We start from the raw sequence: 1,829 nt of genomic DNA on the forward strand, positions 1-1,829 counted from the left end.
GGGGGAATAGCGGGAACAATAAAAATTACAGGCTGCGTGCATATCATTGTATTGCTAAAAGACAAATTCTTTCTTTATGCAATATGGATTTCTATGAAACGAAGGATATCAGTACCCTACTAAGAAGAAACCAAGATCATGGCATAATCATTGACCATCCCGATAAATCAATGACGCCTTATGTCGGTGTCAATGGTTTTTATAAAAACAGTGGGGGTGAAATTTTTTATCGCTCTAAAGAGGGCCTTTTTTTTCATGCGAAGGAAAAGAAGAACAATAACAGAGCTATCGTTCCAGAGTATTTTACTCTGCATGGGAAAAATATGGATGGTAGCATAGATGATAAAATGAAAATAACCGCAGTAAGTATTATCAAGGACTTTGATACTAAGAAAATTATTGTTAGTACTCCCGTTGAAGCGCAGGAAACCATCCTGGGAATTGATAAAAAATCATCGATAAAACTGTTGGAATGGCTGGAAATAGGCGGGGAGAAGTATGATGTCGATGTTGACAAACTGGCGGAGATTCCGAAGCGTCTCAGCCAGGATAATAATATGGATGATGTCTATGAAATTTTTGCACGCAGTAGTAAGAAAATCTTGACGTCAATAAAAGAAATGGATGCTGTATTGCCAAAAATGAAAGATCGCTATTTTGGTGAGGAGGGTGAATTCGATTTTAAAAGCTTACCTCAGCTTGCAGCGGAAAGGTCATCTTCGATAATTTATGATATATACAGTGAATCGTTCAATAATGCGGTAAAACACCTCAATGAAGCTGTTTTCGTGATAAAAAACGAACGACATTTTTTTGAGTCTTATGTTTATGATAGAATACAGATAAAAGATAAAAAAGCCTCAAAATTCTTTATTGATTCCCTGCTGAAAAAACTAAAACGAATGACATTTATATTGGATGAAAAAAATAATGAAAATATTATTCTTTTAATAAAAAACAAATCAAAGGAAGCGAGTGTTATACAGCCTGAAACCATAAAAAAGGGTACCGTTCTCGGCCTGTCAGACACCGGCGACCCATTAGACAGGATATTTATCAATACCGCCATATTGCCGGAGGGGTTTAACCCATCGGTGAATGAATTTCAGGGGTTTCAGGAGAAAGAAAAATATATCAATCTGGCGACAAGTACGATGTTACATGAGGCTGTGCATGCTATCGGTCTTCCAGAAGACTATATCTATCTTAGTGTTAAAGAAACGGGAGAGTTTGTTAGTATTGAACGATCTCTTGCTCAAATAAAATATGCCATTGCGAATGATATCATGGACAATGAAAAATTTAGTTATCTTTGTAATCTATATTTTATGAGCAACCCGGTTTATAAGGATTTCTCACTGGAAAGCTTAATGAAGCCAGGCAATCTGCAACGTCTATTTCAGATTGATGATTACTTTAAAGGCATCTTGTTGATCAATAACCCCGATACCGTGAGTCAGATAATCAGCGATGTTGCTAAAAAAAATAACGTACTGCTTCGCAGAGTTAGCGCGCCTTAACAGGGGCGCTAACCAAAACAGAAGATTGGATTACGTTAAGCACAATAGCCAGAGGGGTTGTTGGCTATTGTGTCTTTCTTTAACCTGCGTGGCTTTCGCTCAACGCCAGTTCCACTTCCTGAGCCAGAATCGCAATACCCTGTTCGATTTTTTCGGGTTCAGGCACGTAGTTCATGCGCAAACACTGGTGGGCATGGGGCCAGTCTTCTGCCAATCCGGGGAAGAAATAGTGGCCGGGCACCATCAATACGCCGCGTTTTTTCAGCCGTTGATAGAGCGTTTCCGTTGAGATGGGCAGATCCTTGAACC

At 39.0% G+C, this 1,829-nt stretch carries 1 protein-coding gene and 1 pseudogene; one reads left to right on the forward strand and one right to left on the reverse strand.

Annotated elements, in window-relative coordinates; genetic code table 11:
* Positions 1–1,520, forward strand: a 1,520-nt coding sequence (locus J5224_RS26270) for a hypothetical protein (RefSeq protein ID WP_264628118.1), incomplete at its 5' end; no start/stop codon positions are given.
* Positions 1,521–1,599: 79 nt separating this feature from the next.
* On the opposite strand, the pseudogene avtA reads toward J5224_RS26270, so the two are convergent.
* Positions 1,600–1,829, reverse strand: a pseudogene (avtA, locus tag J5224_RS26275) (valine--pyruvate transaminase); the annotation flags it as partial.

It is taken from the genome of Candidatus Symbiopectobacterium sp. NZEC135 (genome assembly GCF_025962695.1).